At 71.6% G+C, this 24,563-nt stretch carries 21 protein-coding genes; 10 read left to right on the top strand and 11 right to left on the bottom strand.

Annotated features, from left to right (window positions below):
• Positions 1-6 precede the first annotated feature (6 nt).
• From WME75_RS16935 to WME75_RS16955, 5 genes are all read right to left on the bottom strand, one after another.
• The gene (locus tag WME75_RS16935; RefSeq protein WP_437492020.1) at positions 7-1,089 is read right to left on the bottom strand and encodes a hypothetical protein; all 1,083 of its coding nucleotides are present in this window, start codon (positions 1,087-1,089) and stop codon (positions 7-9) included.
• A 141-nt stretch (positions 1,090-1,230) separates the two neighbouring features.
• The gene (locus WME75_RS16940) at positions 1,231-2,361 is read right to left on the bottom strand and encodes a hypothetical protein (RefSeq protein ID WP_437492021.1); all 1,131 of its coding nucleotides are present in this window, start codon (positions 2,359-2,361) and stop codon (positions 1,231-1,233) included.
• Positions 2,361-5,129 carry a TonB-dependent receptor domain-containing protein gene (locus tag WME75_RS16945; RefSeq protein WP_437492023.1) on the bottom strand — a complete coding sequence of 923 codons (2,769 nt, stop codon included), beginning with the start codon at positions 5,127-5,129 and terminating at the stop codon, positions 2,361-2,363. The genes WME75_RS16940 and WME75_RS16945 overlap by 1 nt, the downstream gene beginning before the upstream one ends.
• A 166-nt stretch (positions 5,130-5,295) precedes the next feature.
• The gene (locus WME75_RS16950; RefSeq protein ID WP_437492025.1) at positions 5,296-5,979 is read right to left on the bottom strand and encodes a potassium channel family protein; all 684 of its coding nucleotides are present in this window, start codon (positions 5,977-5,979) and stop codon (positions 5,296-5,298) included.
• Between the two features lie 124 nt (positions 5,980-6,103).
• Positions 6,104-7,684: a CotH kinase family protein gene (locus WME75_RS16955; protein WP_437492027.1), complete on the bottom strand. Its 1,581-nt coding sequence runs from the start codon at positions 7,682-7,684 to the stop codon at positions 6,104-6,106.
• A 247-nt stretch (positions 7,685-7,931) separates the two neighbouring features.
• Between WME75_RS16955 and WME75_RS16960 the strand changes: the two genes are divergently transcribed.
• A complete protein-coding gene (locus WME75_RS16960) occupies positions 7,932-9,215 on the top strand; it encodes a hypothetical protein (protein ID WP_437492029.1) in 1,284 nt (427 codons plus the stop codon).
• Positions 9,216-9,302: 87 nt separating this feature from the next.
• On the opposite strand, the gene WME75_RS16965 is transcribed toward WME75_RS16960, so the two are convergent.
• Positions 9,303-9,827, bottom strand: coding sequence for a GNAT family N-acetyltransferase (locus tag WME75_RS16965; RefSeq protein ID WP_437492031.1), 525 nt, complete (start codon positions 9,825-9,827; stop codon positions 9,303-9,305).
• Positions 9,828-10,118: 291 nt separating this feature from the next.
• Positions 10,119-10,895, bottom strand: coding sequence for a hypothetical protein (locus tag WME75_RS16970; RefSeq protein WP_437492033.1), 777 nt, complete (start codon positions 10,893-10,895; stop codon positions 10,119-10,121).
• Positions 10,896-11,208: 313 nt separating this feature from the next.
• On the opposite strand from WME75_RS16970, the gene WME75_RS16975 reads away from it, so the two are divergent.
• The 3 genes from WME75_RS16975 (at position 11,209) to WME75_RS16985 (ending at position 13,129) form a co-directional block, all read left to right on the top strand.
• Positions 11,209-11,490: a hypothetical protein gene (locus WME75_RS16975; protein WP_437492035.1), complete on the top strand. Its 282-nt coding sequence runs from the start codon at positions 11,209-11,211 to the stop codon at positions 11,488-11,490.
• A gap of 71 nt (positions 11,491-11,561) precedes the next feature.
• Complete coding sequence (locus tag WME75_RS16980) at positions 11,562-11,888, top strand: DUF6968 family protein (protein WP_437492037.1); 327 nt, start codon at positions 11,562-11,564, stop codon at positions 11,886-11,888.
• Between the two features lie 344 nt (positions 11,889-12,232).
• Entirely contained in the window at positions 12,233-13,129 is an 897-nt protein-coding gene (locus tag WME75_RS16985; protein WP_437492038.1) for a hypothetical protein, read from the top strand.
• A 37-nt stretch (positions 13,130-13,166) separates the two neighbouring features.
• Here the strand turns inward: WME75_RS16985 and WME75_RS16990 are convergent, their stop codons facing one another.
• A complete protein-coding gene (locus WME75_RS16990; RefSeq protein ID WP_437492040.1) occupies positions 13,167-13,466 on the bottom strand; it encodes a potassium transporter TrkG in 300 nt (99 codons plus the stop codon).
• A gap of 320 nt (positions 13,467-13,786) precedes the next feature.
• On the opposite strand from WME75_RS16990, the gene WME75_RS16995 reads away from it, so the two are divergent.
• Positions 13,787-14,683: a hypothetical protein gene (locus tag WME75_RS16995; RefSeq protein ID WP_437492041.1), complete on the top strand. Its 897-nt coding sequence runs from the start codon at positions 13,787-13,789 to the stop codon at positions 14,681-14,683.
• 408 nt (positions 14,684-15,091) lie between these two features.
• Entirely contained in the window at positions 15,092-15,988 is an 897-nt protein-coding gene (locus WME75_RS17000) for a hypothetical protein (protein ID WP_437492043.1), read from the top strand.
• A 37-nt stretch (positions 15,989-16,025) separates the two neighbouring features.
• Here the strand turns inward: WME75_RS17000 and WME75_RS17005 are convergent, their stop codons facing one another.
• Positions 16,026-17,786, bottom strand: a complete 1,761-nt coding sequence (locus WME75_RS17005; RefSeq protein WP_437492045.1) for a TrkH family potassium uptake protein — start codon at positions 17,784-17,786, stop codon at positions 16,026-16,028.
• On the opposite strand from WME75_RS17005, the gene WME75_RS17010 reads away from it, so the two are divergent.
• Complete coding sequence (locus WME75_RS17010) at positions 17,755-18,036, top strand: hypothetical protein (protein ID WP_437492046.1); 282 nt, start codon at positions 17,755-17,757, stop codon at positions 18,034-18,036. The two genes, WME75_RS17005 and WME75_RS17010, sit on opposite strands and share 32 nt — an antisense overlap.
• A 39-nt stretch (positions 18,037-18,075) precedes the next feature.
• Here the strand turns inward: WME75_RS17010 and WME75_RS17015 are convergent, their stop codons facing one another.
• Both WME75_RS17015 and WME75_RS17020 read right to left on the bottom strand, forming a co-directional pair.
• Positions 18,076-19,911: a TrkH family potassium uptake protein gene (locus WME75_RS17015; protein ID WP_437492048.1), complete on the bottom strand. Its 1,836-nt coding sequence runs from the start codon at positions 19,909-19,911 to the stop codon at positions 18,076-18,078.
• Between the two features lie 184 nt (positions 19,912-20,095).
• Positions 20,096-21,571, bottom strand: a complete 1,476-nt coding sequence (locus WME75_RS17020) for an ATP-binding protein (RefSeq protein ID WP_437492050.1) — start codon at positions 21,569-21,571, stop codon at positions 20,096-20,098.
• Positions 21,572-21,736: 165 nt separating this feature from the next.
• Between WME75_RS17020 and WME75_RS17025 the strand changes: the two genes are divergently transcribed.
• From WME75_RS17025 to WME75_RS17035, 3 genes are read left to right on the top strand one after another with little or no spacing between them, the layout of a single operon-like run.
• On the top strand, positions 21,737-23,131 hold the full coding sequence (locus WME75_RS17025; protein ID WP_437492051.1) for an NfeD family protein: 1,395 nt from the start codon (positions 21,737-21,739) through the stop codon (positions 23,129-23,131).
• On the top strand, positions 23,131-24,123 hold the full coding sequence (gene floA / locus WME75_RS17030; protein ID WP_437494853.1) for a flotillin-like protein FloA: 993 nt from the start codon (positions 23,131-23,133) through the stop codon (positions 24,121-24,123). Before WME75_RS17025 ends, floA begins: the two co-directional genes overlap by 1 nt.
• Complete coding sequence (locus WME75_RS17035) at positions 24,120-24,536, top strand: hypothetical protein (protein ID WP_437492053.1); 417 nt, start codon at positions 24,120-24,122, stop codon at positions 24,534-24,536. The genes floA and WME75_RS17035 overlap by 4 nt, the downstream gene beginning before the upstream one ends.
• Positions 24,537-24,563 lie beyond the last annotated feature (27 nt).

Genomic DNA, 24,563 nt, shown 5'->3' on the forward strand with positions numbered 1-24,563 from the left:
ACGACCCTACTGGTTCTGGTGGTAGGCGCGGGCTCCCTCGTCGTCGCGCAGGGCCGCGACCATGGCGGTCAGGACCGCCGTGAAGGTGTCGCCCTTGCGGATCGCGTCCTCGCGCGCCTTCTTGAGCCGGTCGAGCCGGGTGGTCGCGAAGTCCTTGATCGAGACGAACCGCAGGATCTTGCTCACGATCTGGTATCGCTTCGGCAGGAAGTCGTCGAGGGAGTCGACGAACTGCACGAGCTCGCGCAGGCCCTGGAAGAACGTCTCTCCGGTCGACTTCTCCTTCCTCGCGGCCTGCGCCTCCCGGACCGCGCCCTCGACCGTGCTCACGAGGATCGCGGGGGCGAGGGTGCGCACGCCGAGCGAGGTCCCCGGGTCGACCTGCGCGTCGGCCGGGGCGGCGACCGACGAGAGCAGCATGAAGCGGTGTCCGAACGCGTGCTCGGCGCGGAGCACCGAGCAGAGCTTCGCGAGCTGGTCGTCGGCGTCCCGGCAGACTTCGCGCTCGAAGTCCCTCGCGGCGTAGTCCGGCGGGAAGAGATCGGCCTTGCTGAGGGCGAGGATCCACTCCCGGGGGAAGCTCACCTCGTCGCCCGTGGCGGCGCTCGCCCGGCGCAGCCGGTCGCACTCGTCGGCGAAGTGCTCGAAGAGCCACCGGATGTACCCGGTGCCCTCGTTCCGGTACTTCGCGCCGTCCGCGAGGAGGATGCCCACCTGGCTCATGCCGAGCCGGAGCAGGCCCTGGCGCATCGCCTCGCGCTCGTCGGCGTCGACCGGCTCGTCCTCCCACCAGCGCCCGGGGTAGTCGTACCAGTGAATGCGGAGCGCCGGATCGGGCAGGTCCCTCGGGAAGAAATCGAACTCGTACTCGTCGAAGCGCGTGCTGCCGTCCGGGAACCTGCCGTCTTCGAGGCGGTAAAAGCGCCCGAGGAGCTGGTTGCCCTGCGCCTTGTTGACCGCCTGGATCTTGTACGCGTACTCCTGCTGGAACGAGGGCTGGGTCTGCGCCCGGTAGAAGGCCGCGAGGAGGACCGTCTTGCCGGCGCCGGAGGCGCCGAACAAGGCGACGTGCAGATCGAGGGGCGGCATGACGGGATGCGTACGGGAGCGCGCGCCCCGGCACAAGCGCCGGCGCGCACGGCCCTGCGCGCCGCGCGCGACGCGGCGGACGAGCGCGGCCGAGGCCGCCGCCCCGCCAGGACGCGCGGCAGCGTCCGCTCGATCCGAGCGCTACTCCACCTGCACTTCCCGCCGTATCACGCTCGCGCCGCCCCGCGTGTCGTGAACCACCGCCCACAGCGACACACGCCCCGGCTCCGAGGGCGGCGTCCACGTGGTCTCGTTGCCGCCGCGGGCGCCGGTCACCGTGTCGCTCACAAGGCGACGCGCCCCGTCGAACCCGCCCCCGTCCGTGTAGTAGTCGACCCAGATCGCCTCGCGCACCGGCGGCCCGCCGAGCCCGGCGGCCTCCACGTCCGGCTCGGCGGCGTCGGACGGCACGAGCGCCTCGATCTCGTACGTCGTGCACTCGTCCTCCGCCGGCTCCGCTGGGCCGCAGCCCTGGACCTGCGCTTCCTGTCGAACGCACCGCTGCACGACGGGCAAACCGCCCTCGCCCGGCGTGACCTCACTGTCCTCGAGCTTCAACGTGAACCCGTCGATCGGCGGGTTCGTGTTGGGTCGCTTGTCCTTGAAGACGTATACCTGCGTGTAGCCCACGACAAAGCTGTCCGGGCCGAGCACCGACCCGTCCTCCCCGACGCATTCCAGCGGAAACCCGGCCTCCGCCGCCGCCGCCGCCACGCGGGTCTGGCCGGCGCACACGGTGAAGAACACATAGGCCGTCGAGTACACGCTCCCGGTCTCGGTCGGCTGTGCGCCCTCGAGGATGTCGTCGGGCAAGACCATCTTGAACCTGGCCTTGCCCGGCTCGCCGCTCTGCTCCGCGGTCATGTCGTCCCGATCGAAGAGCCTGGGCGCGCCCTCCGCCTCCTCGTTCTCGCCGTTCTCCGCCGCGCCCCCGGGGGCGAACTCCCGCGCCGCGCCGAGGAGCTGCGGCAGACACCCGATGTGCTCGTCGATCCCGACAGGCGGGTTCACACAGCCACCCAGCCACATGATCTCGACCGGCCTCGGGCCGGCGCCGGCGCCGGGCGCGTCGGCGTAGGTCATCTCGAACGTCACGCCGTCGCCGAGCGGCGTCGCCACGTACGGGGTGTCCGCCGTCACCGCGAGGACGCGGAGCCCCTCCAGCTCGGACGACGGTGCGAAGTTGGCCCCCGCGCAGCAGGGAATGCCCAGGGCCAGGGTCGCGAGCGCGGCGAGCAGCGCGCGGCGCGCGGGCGGTGCGGTCCGTTTCATCAGAAATCTCCTCGCAGCCCGAGCGTGGGCAGGAAGGGGAGCCCCGTCACGTACTCCCGCTTCGTGTAGTTGAAGTTGTAGCTGATGCCCTCCGCGGCCATGTAGTTGTAGACGTTCTGGATGTCGAGGTAGAGGCCGAGCTGCCACGTCTTGAACTTCCACGTCTTGTCGGCGCGGATGTCGAGCTGGTGGAACAGCGGCATCCGCTCGCTGTAGTCACCCCCGAGCGGGATGGGCGAGTACCTGGCCGAGGACGCGTGGTAGATCGCGTTCACCCGGTTCGGATTGCACCCCTTCTTCTCCGGATCGCAGACATAGGGCGTCTGCAGGTTGCCCGACACGAGGCGGAAGCGCGCGCCGAGCTCCCAGCCGCGCCCGAGCCGCAGGCTCCCGAGCACGGTCAGCACATGCGTCTGATCGAACTGCGTGAGGTTCTCCTCCTCGTCGGGACCGTCCTTGCGCACCGACCGCGAGAGGGTGTAGGCCGCCCAGCCGAAGAAGCGCTCGTCCGGCTTGTACTTCAACAGCAGCTCGCCGCCGACGGCGTACCCGGTGCCGTCGTTGGCGTAACCGTCCTTCTCCGGTGAGAAGACGACCAGCCGATCGAGCTGCTTGTAGAAACCGTCCACCGTCACGTCGAGCTGCGGCGTGAGCTCCTGCTCCACGCCGAGTCCGTAATGGACAGCGCGGTTCGACTTGAGCCCAGCGGTGCCGAACGGCTCGATGGTCTCCTGGAACTGGGGCGCCTGGAGATAGAGGCCCACGCCGCCCTTGGCCGTCGTCCGAGGGAAGTCGCTCCGGATATCGTAGCGCGCGTTGACCCGCGGGCTCACGTCGACCGTGCGCGTGTCGAGCGAGTAATCGACGCGCACCCCGGGGACGATCCGCGCGCGCGCCGAGGGGACGACCTCGAATTCGGCGTACGCGGCAGGCCGCGAGTACGCGCCGTTGAACGATTGGTCCTGCATCGGGGCGAGCGAGAACGGCTGGTTCGACGGGTGGCCGGCGGGCTGCTGCGACGGCGCGCGGACATTGACCGTGGCGACGCCGCCGGAGAGATCGGTCCCGACGTTCATCGTGAGGTACCGCGCGAACCGGTGCGACAGCTCCAGCCGGAGGTCGAGCGAGGTCGAGGTGACGTTGAAGGTGAGGGGAGAGGCCTCGAAGTCGACGACGTCCCGGCCGAGGGCCATCGACCACAGCAGCCGATCGCGGGTCCCCAGGCGGTTCTCGTAGCTGAGCTGGAAGCGCTGAAAGGCCGTGTGAAACCCGAAGTTGCCCGTCAGCGCCGGCTCGTCCTCGGGCGGGTTGTCCAGGGTGATCTTGAAGGCGTCGTCCGATCCATAGAAGCTCGCGCGCACGCGCTCGCTCGCGGAGGGGCGGCCCTCGAGGACGAACTGGTAATCGTAGTAGACCGGCGCCTGGGTCACGCTCGATCCCGCCTCCTTGAGCACGGGCCCGAGCCACGCGTCGACCCAGCTGCGGCGGCCTGCCGCGATGAACGTCCAGTCCTTGAGGTACGGGACGGGGCCCTCGAGGAGCACGCGCCCGTCGATGAGATCGAGCTGGACCACGCCGTGGTACTTGCCGTCCTGCTTCGGCGAGCGGAGCCCCACGTCGACGATGCCGCCCATGGCGCGGCCGTACACGGCGCTGAAGTTGCCCGGGTAGAAGTCGATCTTCTCGAGCATCTCGGTCGGCACGACCGAGGACAGGCCGCCGAAGTGGTAGATGATCGGCACCGGGGTGCGATCGATGAACGTGAGCGTGTCCTGGGGCGCCGACCCGCGCACGATGAGCAACCCGAAGCCGCTGCGCGCGACGCCGGGCAGGCTCTGCAGCGAGCGCAGCGCGTCACCGCCGGTGCCGGGGATGCGGTCGATCTCGCGGCGCTCGATCGTCCTCCGGGTCACCTCGCGCGGCGGGCGCTCGCCCTGCACGGTCACCTCGATGCCCGGCGGCTCGCCGTCCGTCGGCGCCGCGAGCGAGATGCGGTAGCGCACCTCGATCGCCTCGTCGGCCGCGATCTCCTCGTCGGCCGTGAACGGCTCGAACCCCGCGGCGGCGACCTCGACGCGGTACTTGCCGGGAGGGAGGTTCTTGAAGCGGAACTTGCCGCTCTGGTCCGTCTTCGCGTCCTGGCGGCCGCCGTCGGGCCGCACGAGGCGGACGGCGATGTCCGGGAGCGGCTCGCCGGTGCCCGCGGACAGGACGGTCCCGACCACCGTCTCGACGTCGGCGGGCGGCGCCGGCGCGGCCGCGTCGGCGGGCTTGGGCGTGAGCGTGAACGCGTAGCGGTAGAGGATGCGCGACGCGGCCGGCGTGCCGTCCGGGCGCCGCGCCGGCTCGAACTGGAGGCCGGGCGCGGCCGCGAGCGCGGCCTCGTCGAAGCCGTGCCCGCCCGGCGTCGCGACCTCGGCCTTTGTCACGCGCCCGGTCCGGTCGATGTCGAGCTTGAGGATGACGCTCCCCTCGACGCCGGCGCGCTGGGCCTCGATCGGATACGCGGGCGGGGAGTACGTGATCAGCTTGGGCGCGCTGATGGCGACGGGCGCCGGCGGGGCGGTGCCCGGCTCGGGGACGATGACCGCGCCGGCGCCGCCGCGCGGAACGGAGGCGCCGCCCGGGTCGCCCTCGGCGGCCGGAGGAGGCGCGGGCGGAGGCGCGCCGGCGGGCTGCGCGAGCGCTGTGCTGCCGGTCATCACGACCGCGAGCAGCAGCGCTTCGGAGACGAGGAGGTGCATCGCAGAGGACGCTGTGGAAGCCATGCGGCTCGCCCTCTCGCATGGCGACGCCGGGGCGAGAAGACGCATAAGGCAGGCGAGACCGTGCTTCCGGGATCGGGCGCCGCGCGCGTCCGCGGATGGCGCGCTCTCCGGCTGCGCGCCGCGCTCTCCGGCTGCGCGCCGCGCTCTCCGGCTGCGCGCCGCCCGCTCAGCCGCCGACCTCGGCCACGAACCGGCTCACGTCGTCGCTGTCGCCCACGAGCAGCAGCGTGTCGCCGTCCTGGATCACGTAGTCCGGTGTGGGTGCCTCGAGCCGCGGCTTGTCGCCGGGTCGCTTGTTCGTGTGCGGCCGCACGCCGAGCACGTTGATCCGGTACCGCTGGCGGATCTTCGCGTCGGCGAGCGTCTGTCCGACGAGCGGCCCGTGGGCGTCCCACGGGACCACGCGGTAGTGGCTCGCGAGGTCGAGGAGGTCCTGCGCGAGCGGCATGGTGATGTCGGCGCCGACGCGGCGACCCATCTCGGTCTCGATCTGGATGACGCGGGTCGCGCCGACGGCGCGCAGGATGTCGGCCTGGCGATCTGTGGCGGCGCGCGCGATGATCTCGCGCACGCCCATCCGGACGAGCGAGGCCACGCAGAGCACGGACGGCTCGAAGTGCTCGCCGAAGGTCACGATCGCGGTCTCCGCGTACTGCGCGCCGATCCCCTCGAGCACCTTGGGGACGGTGGCGTCGCCGATGAACGCGGCCGAGGTCTTGTCCTTCACGGCGTCGACGGCCTCGGGGTTGTTGTCGACCGCGATCACCTCGGCCCGGTTCTTCCACAGGGTCTCGACGACCGACGTGCCGAACCGGCCGAGCCCGATGACAAGGACGCTCTTCGATTTCATGGTCTCCGGTCGCGCGCCGCTCCCTCGCGGCGGCGCCGCGAAGGTCGCACGGATGCGCGGCCAGCGCCACGGGTCGGCGCCGCGGCGCCCGCGCCGCGGCGCCGACCCGCGCGGGGGCCGTCGCTCAGTAGAGCCCGTCCTGGTGCTGCCACCGCTCCGAGATCCACGCCTTCAGGTAGGCGATCTCCTCCTCGTACGTCGTGAAGTCGCTGCGCCCGCTCCAGCCCTCGTAGCTGCGGTACGCCTCGCCCCACCGCGCCTCGTCCCGTCGCGCGCTCGCGTCGATGCGCGCCACGTAGCCGTCCACGATCGCCTGGATCGCGGCGTCGTCGAGCGCGCCGCGCAGGACCTGCCCGTAGCGGGCGCGCAGCGGGTCGCCGATCGAGGGCTCCTCCAGGAGGCGCCGGAAGAGGAGGTTCACGCTCGTGTACTCGACGCGGCCGGAGGCCGACTCGCGCTCGGTCTGCCACGACTGGCCGAAGCTCGCGTTGAAGTCCCACGGCGCGTAGCGGAAGACGCCGCCCGCGACCGGATCGCGGTAGTGGTAGCTGTTCTTTCCGGCCGAGTCGTTGGCCACGATGAACGTGGCGAAGATCCACCAATCCTCGTAGTCGCGCAGATCGATCCGCGACCCGATCCCGGAGGCGAACGTGGCCTCGTCGGACTCGGCCACGAAGCTCACGAGAGCTTCCAGGTCCGCGAACGCCTCCGGCTCGCCCTCGGCCGGCGCCCCTTCTTTCTTCTCGTAGCCGTCGTGGAGCGTCTCCTTCGGCTCGCCTGACGCGTTCTCCAGCGCGAAGTTCGCGGCGTGGCTGACCGCCTTGTAGAGGTTGCCGTCCTGCGAGTATCCGTGATCCTCCATCAGATAGCCGTCGACGTGGTCCGAGACGGTGTAGAGCCCGGCGTACTCCCCGTCGAGGTAGAGGACCGCGCTGTAGGTCTTGATCTGGAGGTGCTCCGGATCGAGCCGGTTCCAGAGGTCGTAGGCGAGGCGCTGCCGGACATAGGAGTTGTCGTCGAACGTGCTGATGAGCACGACCTTGCGACGATCGGTGAAGCCGCCCGCCTCGCCCGGCTCGCTGAACTTGTCGTTCTTGGGGAACTTGAGGGTGTAGCTCCGCTTCGGGTACGAGAGCGAGCTCTCGCCGCGGAGCTCCGCCTCGGCGGCGTACGTATGGCCGCGGTAGATCACCGTGGCCGGGGCGTACTCCTTCGCCTCGGGGACCGGCGAGAGGAAGAGCACCGGCAAGCCGTGCTCCTCGGGGTAGCGGGCCGGATCGACGACGGGCACGTTCGACGGATCGGCCCAGTTGTCGGCGACGCCGATCTTGACGCGCCCGACCTCGGACGTCTGCGCGACGCGGATCTCGATGTCGTAGACCGCGGCCTGATCGAGCCCGGGTGAGAACGTCACCGTGCGCGCGACAGGGTCATAGGCGGCGCCCTCGGGGAGGGGGTCGAGCTCGAACGCCTCGCCGGGAAAGGTAAGGCCGCTCGCGCACGCCACGGGAAACGTGACGGTCTCCCCCTCGACGAGCCAGTGCGGCCCGCCGCCCGACGGCTCGCAGCGCGGATCCCCGGTGCTGGACGCCCCACCCGTCGTGGCGCCCGCCGGAGCGGACGACTCGCCGGAGCAGCCGGATGCGTGCAGCGATCCGAGGATCAGAGCCGCCGTCACCGGCAGGAACTGGTGAAAATTTCGCATGACAGCATCCTACGCGATCGCGCGCGGCGGCGTGTGGGTAGCCGGTGTGGGGCGCGGCTCCCCGGGGCTGTTGCGGCGGCACGGGGCGGCCGCGGCCGAGGCCGCCGGTGACCGGCGCGAGGGATGGCCGCCCTGCCCTTGACGCGCCGTCGCCCGCCTGTTAAACGTTTGTTTGAAACGGTTGATTGACAGGGGCCTGCCGGAGAGATGCGGCCCCTGAACCAGCCGGTAGGCCAGGAGGTGTGCGATGACGTGGTGCAGAGCCGTGCGCACAGCACGGAGCGCGGCGGTGTTTGTCTTTGGGGTGGTGGGGGCGGCCGGGTGTGGCGATGACGGGGTGACTCCCTCTCCGCCGGTTCCGGAGGTGACGTGGTATCGGGACATTCAGCCTCTGGTGGAGCGCTCGTGTGCTTCCTGCCACGATGGCGCGGGCGTCGGCGGGGTGGCGCTGACGGACGTGGAGACGGCGCGGCGGCTGGCCGCGCTCATGGCCCTTCGGGTGGGCGCTGGGGACATGCCGCCGCCGGTGCTGGACCCGAGCTGCCGCAGCTATGAAGGCGCCGAGCGGATGAGCCTCACCGCCGAGGAGCGCCTTCGTTTCGACGCCTGGGCGCGCGACGGCGCTCCGCTCGGCGATCCTTCCGATGCGCCGCCGCCGCAGCGCGCGACGGACGCCATCGCGTCTCCCGACGCCACGCTCGAGATGCCCGAGGCGCACGAGGTGACGCTCGACGACGACGGCAACGAGTATTTCTGCGTGGTCCTCGACAACCCGTTCACGGCGCCGGCCTGGATCACGGCGTTCGAGGCGGCGGTGGGCGATCCCGCGGTGGTGCACCACATGGCGGTGTACAGGGATCTCGGGGGCGACGCGGGCATCGGATACGGTGTTGCGCCGGGGACGCGTGCGTTTCCGTGTCGCGATCCGGTGATCGAGCTCGACTGGCAGCTCCTCCACAGCTGGGCGCCCGGCGTCGGGGTGACGCGGCTGCCGGAGGGCGCCGGCGTCCGTGTCGAGCCTGGCGAGCAGCTCGTCCTGCAGATGCATTATTTCGGTCGCAGGGGCACGAGCAGCCTCGACAGGTCGGGAGTTCGATTGCAGCTCTCGAGCGAGCCGCCCCGCGCCGAGGTCTACATGGATGTGTTCGGCCCGGTGCCTTTCACGATCCCCGCCGGCGCCGGGGCGCACACCGAGCGGAGCAGCACGCCGAACGAGGGCCCGCCGCAGCTCGTGTACGGCCTCTTGCCGCACATGCACCTGCTCGGCCGCTCTTACCGGGCCTGGGTCGAGCGCGACGGCGGCGCGGACGAGTGCGCGGCGCGCGGCGAGTTCGAGTTCCACCACCAGGCGCTCTACATGTTCGACGAGCCGCTCCGCTGGGGGACTGGAGATCGCTTCGTCGCCGAGTGCACCTGGGACAACACGGCGAAGAGCGAGGGGCAGTTCCAGCTCCCGCCGCAGGACGTGCCCTGGGGGGAGGGGACGAATCAGGAGATGTGCTTCATGGTCGCGTATCTGTCGAAGGAGTGATCTCCTGGAGTCCTGCTGACGCTCCCCACGCGGCCGGCGGCCATCGCGCGCTGCGAGGCGCACGGCGTCGGCGCGTGTCGCCTGCCGTCATGTCGCGCCGAGGTCGAGCCGCATGGCGCAGCGCTGCGCCGGGTCGAGGCCTTGATGCGCCTCTTTCTTCAAGATCTCCACGAGTCGCGAGGACATCTCGGCCGGCGACAGCTCGCGAAAGCCCATGGCGGCGTAGAACGGCCCGTTCCAGGGGACGGTCCGGAACGTGGTCAGGGTGAGCGCCTGGAGCTTCGCGGTGCGCGCCCACGCGATCACATGGCCGAGCAAGCGCCGGCCGAACCCCTGGCCCTGGCGGTCGAGGGCGACGTCGAACTCGCGGATGTGGAGCTCGCCGCCGATCGCCTCGGCGCCCAGGAACGCGATGGCGTTGCCGGCGCCGTCGTCGACCACCCAGAGTGTCCCTGCCCGGAGCGCATCTCGCCAGCCCTCCGCCGGCGTCACGCTCGTCAGGGTGTCGAAGTCGAGGTCTGTCCCCCGGAACGCCTCGCTGGCCGAGCGTTCGATCTCGGGGAGGCGAGGCAGATCGGACTCGATGGCGGGTCGCACGAACGTGGATGTCATGGGATGTCGGTCTGAACAGTAGCCTGAGCGGCCTGCCCGGGATACCTTCCGAGAGCCAGGTGGCCAGCGTCGCATGCGGTCTTCCGCACATCCGCCGAGCACGACCTGCACCTGCACGGGGACACCTCGGTTGTTCTGACCGACGTACCCGACGACCGCGTGCTCCTGAACGTCGGAGCCGTGCGCGATGCGGTACAGCGGTCGTTCAGCGGCGACCTTCCGCGCTCAAGCTGACAGGCGGGCAGCAGGCCGCGCCCGTACCCCGTGCGGCTCTTCGGCGATCGCCCCGCGTCAGACCCCCGTCGCCAGCACGGTGACGGGGGTGGCCGGGAAGACGCGCTTGCGAGCGCCATCGAAGCGCACGCGGATGACGTTGCCCGGCGAGAGCTTCCGGAGAGACTCCTCGCCGACGAGGAGGGTCTCCTGGTCGACGAAGGCCGGACGGCCGTCGTCGGGGACGACCTCGAAGAGGACCACGACGAGGAAGCCATTTCGCTTCACGAACTCCCGCACCACCGAGCAACGGAGGACGCGCCCGCGGCCGAGGGAGCCGAACGATGCGACCAGGGTGGAGGCGAGGTGACGCAGGAACCGCGCGAGCTGTAGAATCGCGAACAGGCCCCCCGCCGCGACGAGCGCCAGGTACGCCGGCGATTCGACTGCCTGTGTCGCGGCCCAGGCGGCGATCCCGGCGCCCCCGAAGACGAAGACCGCGTGGAGGAAGACGCCGAAGCCGTTGATCGGCAAGTGACGGACGAGCGTCCAGTAGGCCGAGAGGAACACGCTCTCCACGGCCTGCTCGGCTTCGTCTCTGGGCACGGACGCTGCCCGCGCATAGTGGGCAATGGCCTCGTCGCGCTTGCCGTCGACGAGCAGCTGCTTGACGCGCTCGATGTCGTCTTTCGAGACGCTCTGGGCCCTCATCTGCGCGACGGCGGCGCCGGTGGCGGGCCGCTCGACGAAGAGACTCGTGTTGCAGAAGATGCAGATGACGTTGCGCCGCCCCGGCTCGACGGAGAGCGGCGCCCCGCAGTTGGGGCAAGAGGTCATCGAGAGCAGAAGACTCATGAGCGGGCAAGCCTACCTCAGACCTCGCCTGGGCTCGAGCGTGGCGCGCGCGGCGGGACGGCGCCGCCCTGCGTCCAGCATCGCCGACCCCGGCGAGCGCCGGCGTGACACGTGCGCCTCGTCGAAGGACTCGAGGACGTCGCCTGCCGGCGCACATCCGCCGAGCACGACCTGCACCTGTACCGCACGCGCGATGGTGGCATGGACATAATTGTAACATAGATTCCCGTTGACGCCGTCCTCCGGTAGGAGAACGCTCCGGAACCGGGGCAGGACATGGGGCACGGGCTGAGGACGAATGTTAAGAGGGCCTATGCTTGAGCTCGTTACGATATTCACGCCTGCAGATGGAAGCGTACCTCGAACCATCACGCTCCGAATCAGCGATGTCCGCCCCGATCCAGATGGCATCACATGGTCCGTTGCCGTCGATGTGCTCGGGTTCAAGTGTGATGATAGTCTGCGATTGAAACAGGTGGATTGGGTGTACGCAATTCAGGATGCCACGAGATTCATCGCCAAGATGGTGGCGGACAAGCTCGAGCTTGCGGGCGGAGGAACGCTCGATCCGCCCATTCATCCCCCGGAAGGGTGAACCTCGACCACGTGGCGCCTCGCCGCGATCAAGAGGCTGCTGCTGGCCTCAAGAGGTGCAAGGACTGACCCATGGACACGTACACGAATCCCAGAACGCTGATGCGCACGCTCCAGATGACCCTGGCCGGATCGGGCGACGTTCACGACATCATCGTTCGTATCGGGTTCCCAGAGCGCGATCCCGTCTCGGGCGGGGACTTCCGGGTGCTGGTTGAAATCGAGGGGTTCGATGAACCGTACTCTCGACATTTTCATGGTGTCGACGAGCTCCAGGCGTTTCTAGCGGGGTGCTCGACTGTGTCGCACATCCTGACTGCTCTTGTCCCAGCCGGCGCCAGGTTGACATGGCTCGGGGAGGACGACCTCGGGTTCGGGACTTCTTCGGCGACCCCATAGAGCCCGCCTGCCTCGCGGCGCCGGTGTCCACCGCGGCTGGCGTACTCGCTGCCGGTGTGCAGTGATCTCGGCGGACAAGCCGGTCTGGCGCTCGGTTCGTTCCCGGCCGATGGCCATCGCACCCGCGTTCCAATAAAAGCGGAATATTTGCAGCGTCCGCTCGCCTCTTGTGAAGGCCTGTGCCTGATGTCGGGGCGCACGGCGGTCACTTCACGTGACGAGCCCGGGGAGCTGCCCGGAATTCAGGAATGAGAGGCGGCTGCACCGGCCCCTGCGGGACCCACCGCACGCGCCGGCCACGCCGCTGAAACCAGCATGCCTGTACCTACCCGAGAGACGGCCCCATGCCCTCAGTCACCCATGAAGCCCTGGTTGAGCTGTTCAAGAACCGGCCGACGCTGGCCGCCGAGATGCTGCAGGACGCGCTCGGCCAGCCGATCCCGGCCTTCACCGAGGCGCGCGTCGAGTCCTCCGATCTCACCGAGATCGTGCCTTCGGATCGCCGGGCGGATGTCATCGTCGTGCTGCTGGTCGGCGACCAGCGGCGGCCCGCGATGGCGATCGTCGTCGAGGTCCAGCTCGGCGTGGACCCGGACAAGTCGTACGTCTGGCCGGTGTACGTCGTCCAGACGAGGGCCCGGCACCGCTGTCCGACCCGGCTGCTCGTCGTGACGATCGAAGCGGCGATGGCGCGATGGTGCTCGCAGCCGATCGACACGGGCCACCCCGGCTTGACGCTGACGCCTCTGGTGCTCGGCCCCGAGGGCGTCCCGGTCGTCACCGACGCCGAGCAGGCGAAGGCGGCGCCCGAGGTGGCCGTGCTCTCGGCCATGGCGCACGGGCAGAGCGCGGCGGCGGAGGCGATCGGCGTGGCCTTCCTGGCGGCGGCAGCCGGGCTCGATGAGGAGCGCCGCGCCCTGTACGGAGACCTGGTGCTATCCTCGCTGAACGCAGCGGCGAGGCGGAACTTGGAGGCGATGATGAAAAGCGGATACGAGTTTCAGAGTGAATTCGCGCGCAGCTATGTAGCCAAGGGCGTGGAAAAGGGGCGGCAGCAGGGGATCCTCGAAGCCAAGGCGCACGACGTCCTCGCCTTCCTCGAGGCCCGCGGCCTCGAGGTCCCCGTCGACGTCCGGGAGCGCGTCCTCGCGAGCACCGACATCGCCGAGCTGGACCGCTGGATCCGCCGCGCCGCCGTCGTCAGCGACGCCAGGGCGCTCCTCGCCACGACCGGCTCCTGAGCGCTCGCCCCCTGCTCCCGCGCGCCCCGTCCCCCGCTCACCCGATCCCCACGCGCTCCTCCGGCAGCCGGTAGCTCCGCGTCCTCCCCTGGTTCGCCAGCGCCAGCGCCAGGGTCAGCGGCCCGATGCGGCCGATGAACATCGCCAGCGTGATGACCAGCTTCCCCAGCGCGCTCAGCGACGGCGTGACGTTGACCGACAGCCCGGCCGTGGCGAACGCGCTGACCGCCTCCAGCGCGACGCCCATCGGGTTGTGCGGCTCCACGGCGAGCAGGACCAGCAGGAACCCCGAGACGAGCACCATGCTGAGGAACGCGACCCCCAGGGCGCGACGCACCGTCGCCGCCGGCAGCGCCCGCCCTGCCGGCGCATGCCGGCCGTGGAGCTCCGATCGCTCCCGGACCCTCCCACTTGCCGCACCCGCTCTCCGGTGGCCCAGCCCACGTCGACCCCGCCCCAAATCCCCCGCCAGGTGCCCTCTTGCGAAGGCCTGTGCGTGATGTCGGGGCGCACGGCGGTCACTTCGCGTGACGAGCCCGGGGAGCTGCCCGGAATTTAGGAATGAGAGGTGGCTGCACCGGCCCCTGCGGGACCCACCGCACGCGCCGGCCACGCCGCTGAAACCAGCATGCCTGTACCTACCCGAGAGACGGCCCCATGCCCTCAGTCACCCATGAAGCCCTGGTTGAGCTGTTCAAGAACCGGCCGACGCTGGCCGCCGAGATGCTGCAGGACGCGCTCGGCCAGCCGATCCCGGCCTTCACCGAGGCGCGCGTCGAGTCCTCCGATCTCACCGAGATCGTGCCTTCGGATCGCCGGGCGGATGTCATCGTCGTGCTGCTGGTCGGCGACCAGCGGCGGCCCGCGATGGCGATCGTCGTCGAGGTCCAGCTCGGCGTGGACCCGGACAAGTCGTACGTCTGGCCGGTGTACGTCGTCCAGACGAGGGCCCGGCACCGCTGCCCGACCCGGCTGCTCGTCGTGACGATCGAAGCGGCGATGGCGCGTTGGTGCTCGCAGCCGATCGACACGGGCCACCCCGGCTTGACGCTGACGCCTCTGGTGCTCGGCCCCGAGGGCGTCCCGGTCGTCACCGACGCCGAGCAGGCGAAGGCTGCGCCCGAGGTGGCCGTGCTCTCGGCCATGGCGCACGGGCAGAGCGCGGCGGCGGAGGCGATCGGCGTGGCCTTCCTGGCGGCGGCAGCCGGGCTCGATGAGGAGCGCCGCGCCCTGTACGGAGACCTGGTGCTATCCTCGCTGAACGCAGCGGCGAGGCGGATATTGGAGGCGATGATGAAAAGTGGATACGAGTTTCAAAGTGAGTTCGCGCGCAGCTACGTGGCGAAAGGTCGCGAGGAGGGGATGCGAGAGGGCGCCCTGAAGACGAAGGCGCACGACGTCCTCGCCTTCCTCGAGGCCCGCGGCCTCGAGGTCCCCGCCGACGTCCGGGAGCGCGTCCTCGCGAGCACCGACATCGCCGAGCTGGACCGCTGGATCCGCCGCGCCGCCGTCGTCAGCGACGCCAGGGCGCTCCTCGCCACGACCGGCTCCTGAGCGCTCGCCCCCTGCTCCCGCGCGCCCCGTCCCCCGCTCACCCGATCCCCACGCGCTCCTCCGGTAGCCGGTAGCTCCGCATCCTCCCCTGGTTCGCCAGCGCCAGCGCCAGGGTCAGCGGCCCGATGCGGCCGATGAACATCGCCATCGGGCGCTCGGTTCGTCCCCGGCCGATGGCCATCGCACCCGCGTTCCAATAAGAGCGGAATGTTCGCGGCGTCCGCTCGCCTCTTGTGAAGGCCTGTGCCTGATGTCGGGGCGCACGGCGGTCACTTCACGTGACGAGCCCGGGGAGCTGCCCGGAATTCAGGAATGAGAGGCGGCTGCACCGGCCCCTGCGGGACCCACCGCACGCGCCGGCCACGCCGCTGAAACCAGCATGCCTGTACCTACCCGAGAGACGGCCCCATGCCCTCAGTCACCCATGAAGCCCTGGTTGAGCTGTTCAAGAACCGGCCGACGCTGGCCGCCGAGATGCTGCAGGACGCGCTCGGCCAGCCGATCCCGGCCTTCACCGAGGCGCGCGTCGAGTCCTCCGATCTCACCGAGATCGTGCCTTCGGATCGCCGGGCGGATGTCATCGTCGTGCTGCTGGTCGGCGACCAGCGGCGGCCCGCGATGGCGATCGTCGTCGAGGTCCAGCTCGGCGTGGACCCGGACAAGCCGTACGTCTGGCCGGTGTACGTCGTCCAGACGAGGGCCCGGCACCGCTGTCCGACCCGGCTGCTCGTCGTGACGATCGAAGCGGCGATGGCGCGATGGTGCTCGCAGCCGATCGACACGGGCCACCCCGGCTTGACGCTGACGCCGCTGGTGCTCGGCCCCGAGGGCGTCCCGGTCGTCACCGACGCCGAGCAGGCGAAGGCGGCGCCCGAGGTGGCCGTGCTCTCGGCCATGGCGCACGGGCAGAGCGCGGCGGCGGAGGCGATCGGCGTGGCCTTCCTGGCGGCGGCAGCCGGGCTCGATGAGGAGCGCCGCGCCCTGTACGGAGACCTGGTGCTATCCTCGCTGAACGCAGCGGCGAGGCGGATATTGGAGGCGATGATGAAAAGCGGATACGAGTTTCAGAGTGAATTCGCGCGCAGCTATGTAGCCAAGGGCGTGGAGAAGGGGCGGCAGCAGGGGATCCTCGAAGCCAAGGCGCACGACGTCCTCGCCTTCCTCGAGGCCCGCGGCCTCGAGGTCCCCGTCGACGTCCGGGAGCGCGTCCTCGCGAGCACCGACATCGCCGAGCTGGACCGCTGGATCCGCCGCGCCGCCGTCGTCAGCGACGCCAGGGCGCTCCTCGCCACGACCGGCTCCTGAGCGCTCGCCCCCTGCTCCCGCGCGCCCCGTCCCCCGCTCACCCGATCCCCACGCGCTCCTCCGGCAGCCGGTAGCTCCGCGCTCTCGCCTGGTTCGCCAGCGCCAGCGCCAAGGTCAGCGGCCCGATGCGGCCGATGAACATCGCCAGCGTGATGACCAGCTTCCCCGGCGCGCTCAGCGACGGCGTGATGTTCGCCGACAGCCCGACGGTGGCGAACGCGCTGACCGTCTCCAGGGCGAGGCCCATCGGGCTGTGCGGCTCCAGGGCGAGCATCACGAGCAAGAACCCCGAGACGAGCACCACCATCAGGAACGCGACCCCCATGGCGCGGCGCACCGTGGCCGCCGGCAGGGTCCGCCCGAGGAGGTGCGGCGCCTCGTCGCCGCGCAGCTCGGCGCGCAGCGTCGCGAACAGCGTGGCGACCGTCGTGACCTTGACCCCGCCCGCGGTCGACCCCGGCGCCCCGCCGATGAACATCAGCATGCAGACGAGCATCAACGTCGCCGGGCCCATGAGCCCGTAATCCACCGTGTTGAAGCCCGCCGTCCGCGTCATCGCCGACTGGAAGAAGCTCGCCAGCACCTTCACGGGCCACGACAGGCCGCCCATCGACCGGCGCCACTCGAGCATCAGAAAGCCCGCGGTCCCAACAACCAGCAGCACCGCCGTCGTGAGCAGCACGACCCGGCTGTGCAACGACAGCCGCGGCGGGCGCTCGCCGCGGAGCCGCAGCCTCGCCCGGCGCAGGAGCTCCTCGTGCACCGGGAAGCCGAGCCCCCCGAGGATCACGAGCGCCGACACCACGCCGGAGACCGCGGGCGAGCCGACAAGCGGGACGAGCCCCCCGCCGAACAGGGAGAAGCCCGCGTTGCAGAACGCGCTGACCGAGTGGAAGACGGCCGCCCAGAGGTGATCGCCGGCGCCCGAGAGGGGCGCGCCGGCGACAGGCCCGGAGACTATCTCGTGGTGGGGAAGGAAGCTGAACAGCAAGGCGAGCGCGCCCACCGCCTCGATGCCGAGCGTGAACAGGACGATCGCGGCGACGTTGCGGCGGAGCCGGGCGAACGAGTCGGCGTCGATCATCTCGGCCATCACCGCCGCGTCGCGGAGCCTGAGCCGCCTGCCGGCCACGATGGCGAAGAACGTCGACAGGACCATGATCCCGAGCCCGCCGATCTGGACCAGGAGGAGCAGGACCGCCTGGCCAAACGGCGTGTACGTCTCGGCGACGCTGTGCACCGCGAGCCCGGTCACGCAGACCGCGCTCGCGGACATGAACAGGCCGTCGATGAACGAGGCGTCCGCGATGTCCCGGAGCGACTGCGGCAAGGTGAGCAGGAAGCTGCCGAGCAGCGTGGCGACCCCGAACGACACCGCCATGAGCCGGGCCGGGTGCTCCGCGGCCGTGGCCAGGAGCCGCTCGAGCGGCCGGCGCCCCAGCAAGGCCACGAGGGCCACGAGGAACGCGAGCACCGTGTACGAGCGGTAAAGCACGATGCCCCGTTGCCCCGGGTCCTGGGCCGCATGCCCGAGCAAGAGGAGCCACTTCTCGCCGATGCACGCGAGCAGCAGGATGATCGCGAGCAGGAACAGGGCGAGCCGGGGCCTCCTGGCCTCGACCCGGGCGCCGGGGCGCGCCGTTCGCGCGCGGTCGAGCGCGATCACGGCCGCGAGCCACACCGGCACGAGCAGCGTCTCCAGCGCGGTCACCGCGGCCGAGACCCGCGGCGTGATCGCCAGGGCGAGGTCGAACCCGAGGAGGACGGTGCTGCCGGCCAGCAGGGGGGCCGACCGCATCCACGCGGCGCGCCTCCGGAGCCTGACGGTGGCGGCGAGGACGCCGGCGACCACCGGCGCGGGCTGCGCGAGCATCGAGGTGACCGTCTGCGGCGACGGGGCAGGGGCGCCGGACGGCGCAGCGCGCGGCGCAGCTGGCCGCGACGACGGGCTCGGCGATGGATCCACGCTCGGCATTCACGCCGCCGCGACGGGCGGTGTCAAGCCGCCCTCCCGAGCGGTGCGCGCGGCTGTCCGGTCGTGGCTCTAGCTGGACATGAAGATGGGAAGGCAGGACGGCTCCCCCGGCTCACCCGATCCCCACGCGCTCCTCCGGCAGCCGGTAGCTCCGCGTCCTCCCCTGGTTCGCCAGCGCCAGCGCCAGGGTCAGCGGCCCGATGCGGCCGATGAACATCGCCAGCGTGATGACCAGCTTCCCCGGCGCGCTCAGCGACGGCGTGACGTTGGCCGACAGCCCGGCCGTGGCGAACGCGCTGACCGTCTCCAGCGCGATGCCCATCGGGTTGTGCGGCTCCAGGGCGAGCAGGACCAGCAGGAACCCCGAGACGAGCACCATGCTGAGGAACGCGACCCCCAGGGCGCGACGCACCGTGGCCGCCGGCAGGGCCCGCCCGAGGAGGTGCGGCACCTCCTCGCCGCGCAGCTCGGCGCGCAGCGCCGCGAACAGCGCGGCGAACGTCGTGAGCTTGATCCCGCCACCGGTCGAGCCCGGCGCCCCGCCGATGAACATCAGGATGCAGGTGAGCATCCAGGCCGCCGGACCCATGAGGCTGTAATCGATCGTGCTGAGGCCCGCCGACCGCGTCATCGCCGACTGGAAGAAGCTCGCCAGCACCTTCACGGGCCACGACAGCTCGCCCATCGACCGGCGCCACTCGAGCAGCAGGTAACTCGCCGCCCCGACCACGAGCAGCACCGCCGTCGTGAGCAGCACGACCCGGCTGTGCAACGACAGCCGCGCCGACCGCTCACCGCGGAGCCGCAGCCGGAGCCGGGTCAGGAGCTCATCGTGCACCGGAAAGCCCAGGCTGCCGAGGATCACCAGCGTCCCCACCACGCCGGAGACCGCGGGCGAGGCGACGAGCGGGACGAGCCCCCCGCCGAACAGGGAGAAGCCCGCGTTGCAGAACGCGCTGACCGAGTGGAAGACGGCCGCCCAGAGGTGATCGCCGGCGCCCGAGAGGGGCTCGCCGGGGACCGGCCCGGAGGCGATCTGGTGGTAGGGCAGGAAGCTGAACAGCAAGGCGAGCGCGCCCACCGCCTCGATGCCGAGCGTGAACAGGACGATCGCGGCGACGTTGCGGCGGAGCCGGGCGAACGAGTCGGCGTCGATCATCTCGGCCATCACCGCCGCGTCGCGGAGCCTGAGCCGCCTGCCGGCCACGATGGCGAAGAACGTCGACAGGACCATGATCCCGAGCCCGCCGATCTGGACCAGGAGGAGCAGGACCGCCTGGCCAAACGGCGTGTACGTCTCGGCGACGCTGTGCACCGCGAGCCCGGTCACGCAGACCGCGCTCGCGGACATGAACAGGCCGTCGATGAACGAGGCGTCCGCGATGTCCCGGAGCGACTGCGGCAAGGTGAGCAGGAAGCTGCCGAGCAGCGTGGCCACCCCGAACGACACCACCATGAGCCGGGCCGGGTGCTCCGCGGCCGTGGCCAGGAGCCGCTCGAGCGGCCGGCGCCCCAGCAAGGCCACGAGGGCCACGAGGAACGCGAGCACCGTGTACGAGCGGTAGAGCACGACGCCCCGCTGCCCCGGATCCCCGGCCGGCTGTCCGAGCAAGAGGAGCCACTTCTCGCCGATGCACGCGAGCAGCAGGATGATCGCGAGCAGGAACAGGGCGAGCCGGGGCCTCCTGGCCTCGGCCCGGGCGCCGGGGCGCGCCGTTCGCGCGCGGTCGAGCGCGATCACGGCCGCGAGCCACACCGGCACGAGCAGCGTCTCCAGCGCGGTCACCGCGGCCGAGACCCGCGGCGTGATCGCCAGGGCGAGGTCGAACCCGAGGAGGACGGTGCTGCCGGCCAGCAGGGGGGCCGACCGCATCCACACGGCGCGCTTCCGGAGCCTGACGGTGGCGGCGAGGACGCCGGCGACCACCGGCGCGGGCTGCGCGAGCATCGAGGTGACCGTCTGCGGCGACGGGGCAGGGGCGCCGGACGGAGCAGCGCGCGGCGCAGCTGGCCGCGACGACGGGCTCGGCGATGGATCCACGCTCGGCATTCACGCCGCCGCGACGGGCGGTGTCAAGCCACCGTCCCCGCCGAGCCGCGCGGTCGCTCGCGGCGGGAGGCGGCACGCCCCGTCAGGACGCGCGCGGCAGCTCGACCCGGAACACCGAGCCGGCGCCGGGCTCGCTCTCGACGCGGAGGCGACCGCCGTGCGCCTCGACGATGCGCTTCGCCACGGCGAGCCCGAGGCCCGTCCCCGGGATCGCGCCCGCTGACGCCTTGAGGCGCCGGAACGGCTCGAAGAGGTGCCCCAGATCGGTCGGATGGATCCCGACCCCCCGATCGCGGACCGTGACCTCGGCGCCGTCCTTGCGCCCGTGGACCGCCACGTCGACCTGGCCGCCGGCCGGAGAGTACTTGAGCGCGTTCGACAGGAGATTGTTCAGCACCTGCTCGATCCGGGTCGCGTCGCAGCGGACGAGCACCGGCGCCTCGGGGAGCGAGAGCTCGATCGGGTGCTCCGGCGAGACCGGGCGATAGAGCTCCACGGCCTCCTGCGCGAGCTCGCGCAGGTCGCGCTCCTCGACCCGAAGGTCGAGCTTGCACGCCTCGATCTGCGAGGCGTCGAGGAGGTCCCCGACCATGCGCTCGAGGCGATCGACCTGCCGCCCGACGAGCGCCATGGTCCGGTGGACGCGCGGATCCGGCGGCGGACCGTCGAGGTTGAGGAAGCTCACGGACATCTTGAGCGCCGAGAGCGGGTTCCTGAGGTCGTGCGCCACGCCGCCGAGGAACGCGAGCTGCGCCTCGCGCTGGCGCTCCAGCGACTCCGCCGTGCCGTTGAAGGCCCGCGCGATGTCGCCGAGCTCGCGCGGCCCGACGACCGGCGCGCGCGCGGCGCGGTCCCCCGCGCCGTAGCGGCCGATGGCCTCCTGGATCGAGACGATGGGGCCGTAAACGAGCCGCCGCGCGCTGAGGAGGACCAGGGCCGCGCCGGCGATGAAGAAGGTGGCGGCCGCGACGCCGGTGGTTGTCGCGCGCCGGTCGAGGCGCGCGACGAACGCCTGCGATGCGCGGGCCTGATCGAGGTTGATCTCGACAAGACGGTCGAGCGCCCCGAAGGCGTCCTCGAAGGCGAGCTCGTCCACGGCCGGCGCCAGCGTGGCCGGCGAGGCGACCGCGCCGCCAGCGTCGGCGGACCGGCGCCGGGTGAGGTACGCGTCGACGCGCCGCTCCGCGTCCTCGAGCATGCTGCTCTCTTCCGGGCTGCTCACGTAGCGGTGAGCCTCGGCGAGGCCGTTCCTCAGCGCGTGCTCCCGCTCCGCGAAGGTGGAGATCGCCCCGCCGCTGCCCACCCGGGTGTCGCGGCGGATCTGATGCGCATCGAGGAAGAGGTCGACTTGCAGCCTCTCTGCCAGGCGGACGCTCTCGACCGCGTCGCCGAGGATCACGGTGGCCTCTTGCATGGCCGTCGAGGCGACCGTGAGCGCGGCGGCGACGGCGACCGCGGTCCCGGTGAGGACGAATGTCGCGGCCCCGAGGAGGGTGCTCAGGCTCACCTGCCTGGGGCGGCGGAGCTCGGGCTGGCGCCGCGTCGCTGCTGATTTCATGACCTCGATTGGACCGATTTCATGCTCGAGGCAACTCGGGCGCGCCATCGCGGCCCGAACGGCGCGGCCGCCCGCGCTCGCCCGCGGCCGCCCGCGCTCGCCCGCGTGAGCGGCGCGCTTCCGTCGAGTCGATCTCCGCCCTAGATCTCCGGCCGGGGGTGACGCGTGTCGCTGAGGGGAGAGCGCCCGTGCGCGCGGCTTCTGCGCTGGATTCCGTATGGGCTCGCGCTCGTCGCCGCGCTCCTCGCGTCGCCGGCGCGCGCCGCGGCCGCGCCGGGGGTCCACGTCGCGCCGATCGAGGGCGAGATCGACGCCGGGGTGTCGGCCTTCGTGAAGCGGGCGATCGCCGGGGCCGAGGCGGCAGGGGCGCGCGCGCTGATCTTGCCGACGAACACGCTCGGCGGGCGCGTCGACGCGGCGATCGTCATCCGGGACGCCCTGCTCGCGACCCCGCTCCGCACCGTCGTCTTCGTCGACCCGCGGGCGATCTCGGCGGGCGCGCTCATCGCGCTCGCGGCGGAGGAGATCGTCATGGCCGACGGCGCGACCCTGGGCGCCGCGGCGCCGGTGCGCGCCGGGGCGGAGGGGATGGAGCCCGCCGGGGAGAAGGCGACCTCGTACGTCAGGAAGGAGTTCCGCTCGACCGCCGAGCGCCGCGGGCGCCCCCCGGAGCTCGCCGAGGCGATGGTGGACGAGGACGTCGTCGTCGAGGGGGTCGTGGGGCCGGGGAAGCTGCTCACGCTCACCACCGCCGAGGCGCTCTCGCTCGGCGTCGCGGATGCCCAGGCCGACGACATCGACGCCGTGCTCGCCCGGCTCGGCCTGGAGGGCGCCGAGATCCACGCCGTGTCGCCGAGCTGGGCAGAGCGCGCGCTCCGGTTCCTGACGATGCCCGCCGTGAGCTCGCTCCTCCTGAGCCTCGGGATGATGGGCGTGCTCCTCGAGCTGCGCACGCCGGGGTTCGGCGTCCCGGGCCTCGTGGGCGTCGCCTGCCTCGTGCTGTTCTTCTGGGCGCAGTGGCTGCTGGCCCTGGTCGGCTGGGAGGAGATCGCGCTCGCCGCGGCCGGCGTGCTGCTCATCGGCCTCGAGGTCTTCGTGATCCCCGGCTTCGGGATCGCCGGCGTCCTCGGCGCGATCGCGCTGCTCGCCGGCCTGAGCATGAGCCTTGTCGGCGCCGGCGTGACGCTCGAGCGCGCCCTCGAGGCCGTCGCCCAGGTCGCGCTGTCCATCGCGCTCGCGCTGGCCGGCGCGCTCGTCGCGCTGCGCTTCCTGCCGCGGCTCCCGTTCGGGCGTCGGCTGGTCCTGGAGACGAGCCTCGGCGCCGACGTCGCCGCCGGCCAGGAGCCCCCGGCGAGCCGGCCGCGCCCGGGCGAGCGCGGCATCGCCGCCTCGACGCTCCGGCCGGCCGGGATCGCGCGCCTCGGCGGGGCGCGGGTCGATGTGGTGTCCGAGGCCGAGTTCATCGCGGCTGGAGAGGCGGTCGAGGTGATCCGCGTCGAGGGCAACCGCGTCGTCGTGCGCCGGATCGCGGCGGAAGGGGAAGGGGGGGTGACGAGATGATGGGGATCGATCTGGGCCTGTTCGGGCTCGTCCTGCTGCTGTTCGCGGCGCTGTTCATCGGGCTCTACATGATCCCGATCCCGCTCTGGATCGCGGCCTGGGCCTCGGGCGCGTACGTCGGGCTGCTCTCGCTCATCGGGATGCGCTTCCGGCGCGTCCCGCCGGGCACGGTGGTCACGGCGCGCATCAGCGCGGTCAAGGCGGGGCTCGCGATCTCCGTCAACGACCTCGAGGCGCACTTCCTCGCCGGCGGCGACGTGGTGCGCGTGGTCAACGCCCTCATCTCGGCGGACAAGGCGAACATCCCGATGCCGTTCAAGCGCGCGGCGGCCATCGACCTGGCCGGCCGCGACGTGCTCGAGGCGGTGAAGATGTCCGTGATCCCGAAGGTCATCGAGACCGCCCGCATCGCGGCGGTCGCCAAGGACGGGATCCAGCTCATCGCGGTCTCTCGCGTGACGGTCCGGACCAACATCGATCGGCTCGTCGGCGGGGCCGGGGAGCAGACCATCATCGCCCGGGTCGGCGAGGGGATGGTGAGCACCATCGGCTCGGCGGCCAGCCACAAGGAGGTGCTCGAGAACCCCGATCACATCTCGAAGAACATCCTCTCGCGGGGGCTCGACGCGGGGACGGCCTACGAGATCCTCTCCATCGACATCGCGGACGTCGACGTCGGCGCCAACATCGGCGCCAAGCTGCAGATCGATCAGGCCAACGCGGACAAGCAGATCGCCCAGGCCAAGGCGGAGGAGCGGCGCGCGATGGCGGTCGCGCTGGAGCAGGAGATGCGCGCCCGGGTCGTCGAGGCCGAGGCCGAGGTGCCGCGCGCCATGGCCGACGCGTTCCGCCGGGGCAACCTCGGTATCATGGATTATTACCGGATGAAGAACGTCCAGGCGGACACCGACATGCGCGGCGCCATCGCCTCGGACGTGACCAGCGCCGACGGGACCCCGGAGGCGCTGCAGCCGCGGGGCGGGCACCCGTGAGCCTGGCCGATCTGCTGATCGGGCTCTTCCTGCTCTTCGCGCTTGTGTCATGGCTCGGCGCGGCGCGCGGTCAGCGGCGCGAGCGGCGTCAGGACGGCGAGGCGACCCCGCGCGCGCCGCTCGACAGGGAACCGGCGGTCCGGCCCGGGCGCGCCGCGCCGCGGTCCGCCGGGCCTCTGCTCTCGGGGCCGATCGGGGCGTCGCCGGCGGGCGGCTCCATCGCGGGCGCGGGGCGCGCGGGCGCGGGCGCGGGGCGCGCGGGCGCGGGCGCGGGGCGCGCGGGCGCGGGCGCGGGGCGCGCCGCCGTGCGCCGACGCGCGCCGCTGGCGAGCGCGCTGCGCCACCGGGGCAGCCTGCGCAGGACCGTTGCGCTGATGGAGGTCCTGGACCGCAGGGTGGATCGCGACGGTTGAACGGACATGCGGGCGGGGCGTGGGCCC

It is taken from the genome of Sorangium sp. So ce1014, from assembly GCF_051521505.1.
Lineage (GTDB): Bacteria > Myxococcota_A > Polyangia > Polyangiales > Polyangiaceae > Sorangium.

Excerpts from the sequence above, each read along its gene's own strand:
- WME75_RS16985 (WP_437492038.1), top strand. The coding sequence starts at position 12,233 with ATGCCCTCAGTCACCCATGAAGCCCTGGTTGAGCTGTTCAAGAACCGG.
- WME75_RS16995 (WP_437492041.1), top strand. The coding sequence starts at position 13,787 with ATGCCCTCAGTCACCCATGAAGCCCTGGTTGAGCTGTTCAAGAACCGG.
- WME75_RS16950 (WP_437492025.1), bottom strand. The coding sequence starts at position 5,979 with ATGAAATCGAAGAGCGTCCTTGTCATCGGGCTCGGCCGGTTCGGCACG.
- WME75_RS16935 (WP_437492020.1), bottom strand. The coding sequence starts at position 1,089 with ATGCCGCCCCTCGATCTGCACGTCGCCTTGTTCGGCGCCTCCGGCGCC.
- WME75_RS17005 (WP_437492045.1), bottom strand. The coding sequence starts at position 17,786 with ATGCGGTCGGCCCCCCTGCTGGCCGGCAGCACCGTCCTCCTCGGGTTC.
- WME75_RS16945 (WP_437492023.1), bottom strand. The coding sequence starts at position 5,129 with ATGGCTTCCACAGCGTCCTCTGCGATGCACCTCCTCGTCTCCGAAGCG.
- WME75_RS17020 (WP_437492050.1), bottom strand. The coding sequence starts at position 21,571 with ATGAAATCAGCAGCGACGCGGCGCCAGCCCGAGCTCCGCCGCCCCAGG.
- WME75_RS16975 (WP_437492035.1), top strand. The coding sequence starts at position 11,209 with ATGCTTGAGCTCGTTACGATATTCACGCCTGCAGATGGAAGCGTACCT.
- WME75_RS16965 (WP_437492031.1), bottom strand. The coding sequence starts at position 9,827 with ATGACATCCACGTTCGTGCGACCCGCCATCGAGTCCGATCTGCCTCGC.
- floA (WP_437494853.1), top strand. The coding sequence starts at position 23,131 with ATGGGGATCGATCTGGGCCTGTTCGGGCTCGTCCTGCTGCTGTTCGCG.
- WME75_RS17015 (WP_437492048.1), bottom strand. The coding sequence starts at position 19,911 with ATGCTCGCGCAGCCCGCGCCGGTGGTCGCCGGCGTCCTCGCCGCCACC.
- WME75_RS16980 (WP_437492037.1), top strand. The coding sequence starts at position 11,562 with ATGGACACGTACACGAATCCCAGAACGCTGATGCGCACGCTCCAGATG.
- WME75_RS16955 (WP_437492027.1), bottom strand. The coding sequence starts at position 7,684 with ATGCGAAATTTTCACCAGTTCCTGCCGGTGACGGCGGCTCTGATCCTC.
- WME75_RS16970 (WP_437492033.1), bottom strand. The coding sequence starts at position 10,895 with ATGAGTCTTCTGCTCTCGATGACCTCTTGCCCCAACTGCGGGGCGCCG.
- WME75_RS17000 (WP_437492043.1), top strand. The coding sequence starts at position 15,092 with ATGCCCTCAGTCACCCATGAAGCCCTGGTTGAGCTGTTCAAGAACCGG.
- WME75_RS16960 (WP_437492029.1), top strand. The coding sequence starts at position 7,932 with ATGACGTGGTGCAGAGCCGTGCGCACAGCACGGAGCGCGGCGGTGTTT.
- WME75_RS16940 (WP_437492021.1), bottom strand. The coding sequence starts at position 2,361 with ATGAAACGGACCGCACCGCCCGCGCGCCGCGCGCTGCTCGCCGCGCTC.